This is a genomic window from Microbulbifer sp. (assembly GCF_036563125.1).
Lineage (GTDB): Bacteria > Pseudomonadota > Gammaproteobacteria > Pseudomonadales > Cellvibrionaceae > Microbulbifer.
This window is the reverse complement of sequence record NZ_DATCMV010000103.1, coordinates 1-3,896: the sequence shown is the minus strand read 5'-3', so window position 1 is coordinate 3,896 and position 3,896 is coordinate 1. Positions and strand designations below refer to the sequence as shown.

4 protein-coding genes are annotated in these 3,896 nt (G+C 64.0%); 2 read left to right on the top strand and 2 right to left on the bottom strand.

What is annotated here, in order from left to right; all coding sequences use genetic code 11:
* The first annotated feature begins 133 nt into the window (after positions 1 to 133).
* Positions 134 to 367 carry a DUF2798 domain-containing protein gene (locus VIL80_RS08345; RefSeq protein WP_332035654.1) on the top strand — a complete coding sequence of 78 codons (234 nt, stop codon included), beginning with the start codon at positions 134 to 136 and terminating at the stop codon, positions 365 to 367.
* A 10-nt stretch (positions 368 to 377) separates the two neighbouring features.
* Here VIL80_RS08345 and VIL80_RS08340 read toward each other — a convergent pair whose 3' ends face one another.
* On the bottom strand, positions 378 to 938 hold the full coding sequence (locus VIL80_RS08340; RefSeq protein WP_332035653.1) for an SPOR domain-containing protein: 561 nt from the start codon (positions 936 to 938) through the stop codon (positions 378 to 380).
* Positions 939 to 1,045: 107 nt separating this feature from the next.
* Positions 1,046 to 3,277, bottom strand: a complete 2,232-nt coding sequence (locus VIL80_RS08335; protein WP_332035652.1) for a primosomal protein N' — start codon at positions 3,275 to 3,277, stop codon at positions 1,046 to 1,048.
* Positions 3,278 to 3,600: 323 nt separating this feature from the next.
* On the opposite strand from VIL80_RS08335, the gene VIL80_RS08330 reads away from it, so the two are divergent.
* Positions 3,601 to 3,896: hypothetical protein (locus VIL80_RS08330; RefSeq protein WP_332035651.1), on the top strand; the 296-nt coding region annotated here is incomplete at its 3' end.

Here is a 3,896-nt window from a genome sequence, read left to right as displayed (position 1 = left end):
CGATATTGTTCCACTGGTGCCTCTGCGTTTTCTTTTCAGAAGCACTAAGTGTGGTCGACGGGGTGAAATTTCAACTTTGCAGGGGTGCGTTTATACTCTGGCGCCTTCTTCTGAGGTCCTGTGGAGAACGCCTGTGGCCCGTATCAAGCGCCGTTATTACACCCTGGTTTTTGCGCTGTTCATGTCGCTGTTTATGTCGACCATGATGTCCGGGGTGATCACCATCATCAATACAGGGGTGACCGAAGGGTTCTTCTCCCGCTGGCTACACGCGGGGCTGGTAGCCTGGGTGGTGGCGTTTCCGCTGATTTCGATCATCGCGCCGGTGGCGCACTGGATTGCGCACAAACTGGTGGAGACGGAATAGTCCCGCGCACTTATCCCTGCGCGGGGCGCTTCAGGACCAGTGGCATCAGGCGGTGTTCGGCTAGAATGCTGCGCGCCTTGGCCATTCTGGAGCGGTCGGTGTAGGGGCCGACGAGTACCCGGTGCCAGGTGCCGCGGCTGTCGCTGGCGGATTCCACCTTGACATCGAGGTTGGCGAGCATCAGCTGCGCACGCAGGCGCTCGGCCTCATCCTTGTCGCGGAAACTGGCGGCCTGGAGGATGTATACCAGGTCCGGCTGCGCCGCTTCTTTTTCCACCGGTTTACTGCCCGCGTCGCTCTCGCGCACCCGAACCTGCTGGTTCTTGGGCGGCGCGACCTTCACTTCACTCTCTTCCAGCAATTTGTAGAAATCGAATTTGGGTTTGGCGTCCGCCGGTGCCTGCGCCTGGGGCGCAGGTTTGGCGCTGGCGACCACCTTGGCTTTTTCGGTCTTGAGGTCGCTCAGCAGGAAGATGAACACCGCAAAGCCGCCGACGAAGTTGCCGAGCACGAACCAGACCCAAGCGGGTTTGCCGGAGGATTGTTGGCGGCGGGTGTTGCGGCGGGCCATGACTGCTCTCTTTAATCGTTTTTGGCGATCTTTCTTCGCGATTATTTTGCGGGCGGAGAATTGTAACGCGTGCGCCGCATGCCGTCAGGCGCACGCGCGGTAGAATCCTAGGAGAGTTCCTGCGCGTCCATATCCACCGCCCAGCGCAGGCGCCGGTTGCGGTTGCCTTCGGCCCACTGGCAGAAGCGCGCGAGCAGTTGCTGCAGCAGGCCGCGCTTGTCGGCGGTGATCTGGATATAGAAGCGGAAGCGGCCGGATTTGCGCTCCAGCAGTGCCGGCACCGGCCCCAGGTACTGCAATTCCGGCGAACCCGGTGCCAGTGCCTCTAAATAGTTGCGCGCGTTGGCGAGAAACTCCTCCGCCCAGCGCGGTTCCTCGCACTCGGCGCGCACCAGCGCCATAGCGCGCACCGGCGGCAGCTGGGCGATCTTGCGCTCTTCCAGCAACTGGCGGGCGAAGGCGCCGTAGCCCCGGTTCAACAGCAATTGCAGTAGCGGGTGCTCGGGGTAGCGGCTCTGTACAAGCACGTGTCCCGGCAGGTCTCCGCGACCGGCGCGACCGGCCACCTGTTCCAGCAGCTGACCCATGCGCTCGGGGGCGCGGAAATCCGCACTGAACAGACCGCCGTCGGCGTCCTGGATGACCACCAGCGTGACCTTGGGCAGGTGGTGGCCCTTGGCCAGCATCTGGGTGCCGAGCAACAGGCAGGGTTCGCCGTTGCGCGCGGGCTCCAGCAACTTGTCCAGCGCCTGCTTGGTGGCGGTGGTGTCGCGATCGACACGGATCACCGGGAAATTGCGGAAGCTGTGAGTAAGGAAGTCCTCACTGCGCTCGGTGCCCGCACCCAGGGCATTGAGGTTGCGGCTGTGGCACTGCGGGCAACTGTGCACCTCGCGCATGCGGTAGTCGCAGTGGTGGCAGCGCAGATGGCGACTGCGGCGGTGCAGGGTGAGCTTTGCGGAGCAGTGTGGGCAGTCGGCGAGCCAGCCGCAGTCATCGCAGGTGAGCGCCGGCGCGTAACCACGGCGGTTGATAAACACCAGCGCCTGTTCACCGCGGTTCAGGGTTTCGCCGATATGCCGCAGCACCTGCGGTGCGAAGCCCTCCTGTAGTTGCTGGTGCAGGGTCGGTACCACACTGATCTGCGGCGGGCGCGCGTTGCCGGCGCGGTGGCGCAGGCGCAGGTGCTGGTAGCGGCCGGACAGCGCGTTGTGCAGGCTCTCCAGCGACGGCGTCGCCGAGCCCAGCAACACCGGCACCCCCGCGCTTTTCGCCAGCACCACGGACAGATCGCGGGCGGAGTAGCGCACCCCGTCCTGCTGCTTGAAGGAGCCATCGTGCTCCTCATCGATCAGGATCACGCCGAGACGCGGCAGCGGCGTGAAGATTGCCGAGCGGGTGCCGATCACGATATCCGCCACACCGCTGGCGGCGGACAGCCAGGCGCGGGCGCGCTCGCCGTCGGCGAGCCCCGAGTGCAGTGCGGCGATGCGAAAATCCGGGAAGCGCGCGGCAATACGGCGCAATGTCTGTGGGGTGAGACCGATTTCCGGTACCAGCAACAGCGCCTGTTCACCCCGGTTGAGGGCGCGCGCCATCAGGCGCAGGTAGACCTCGGTCTTGCCGCTGCCGGTGGTGCCTTCCAATAAAGAGGCACTGAAGCCGCTGGCGGGTACCGCGTCGATCACTTCGCGCTGCTCGTCATTGAGCTCAAGTGCGGCTTGCGGCTCCACGTCTTCCAGTGGCGGCGGCGCGGTGGGGCCGGTTACCCAGTGCGCCAGATTGCGCTCGATCAGCGCCTTGCACACGGTGGCGTTGAGGCCGCGGGCGTTCAGCGCGGTGCGACTCTGGCGACCGGTCTGCAACAGCAGCTGCAGCAGTTCCTGCTGCTTCTTGGCGCGCGCCAGTGCGGTCTCCGGCAGGCCTTTGCCTTCGGTGGTGAGCTCCAGCCACTGCTCCGCCCAGTGATCCGCGGGCTTGCCTTTGCGCAGGGCGACAGGGAGGGCGGCGGCGTAGAGTTCGCCCACCGGGGCCTGGTAGTAATCCGCCGCCCACTGCAGGAACTGGCGGCTGCGTGCGTCAAAGATCGGCTGGCGGTCGATGCACTCGGTGGCGGGTTTCAGCTCGGCGAGTGGCGACTCCGCCACAACGTCCACCAACACCGCCACCAAGTCGCGATTGCCGAACGGCACCAGGAAGCGCTGGCCCGGGCACAGGTCATCGGCACTCATACCCTGGGGCGGCAGGTAGTCGAACAGGCGGCGCAGGGGCACCGGCACCGCGAGGCGCAGGATCGCGCGCACGCCCTCTGGTGCAAATTTGCGCACTTCATGCTGCACGCCTTGTTTCCCCCCCGCTGCGGTCAAGCTGCCTCCAACTGTGTCGTCTCGTTCTGCATATCGGTGTCGTTCGCGAAAGCGCGCTAGTGTACCGGCTCCCGCTTGCGGGTACAGCGGCAGCATCCACTGGCGCCATATCCCACCCGAATTCCATCAATTCTAACGGCAGCACTTGTTAACTCTAAAAATTAAAGTACTCTTCTAAGCATCAACTCTAGAAAATAGAGAACTCTAATTGAGATTGGCGGGAACCGACTCCCAGCGATCGCCCGCGTTATCCACAAGCCGCTTCCACAACATTTATCCACAAAGGAACTGTGACCATGACCGACGTGAACAAACTGCAAAGCGACCTGGACTATATCAGCAGCGCCCTGCGCGAGGACGCTACCGCCGGCGGCATCCCGGCACTGTACTTCCTCTGGGGTACGCTTATCGCCATTGGCTTCAGCCTGCCGGACTTCGCCCCGCAACTGGTGGGACTTTACTGGTTGGTGGCGGGTTTCGGTGGCGGCCTGTTCAGCTGGTGGCTGGGGGCTCGTCAGAGCCGACGCCACGGAGTCAACAATCCCAAACTGGCCCGCCGCTATGGATTGCACTGGTCGCTGATGGGTGCCGC

Excerpts from the sequence above, each read along its gene's own strand:
- VIL80_RS08340 (WP_332035653.1), bottom strand. The coding sequence starts at position 938 with ATGGCCCGCCGCAACACCCGCCGCCAACAATCCTCCGGCAAACCCGCT.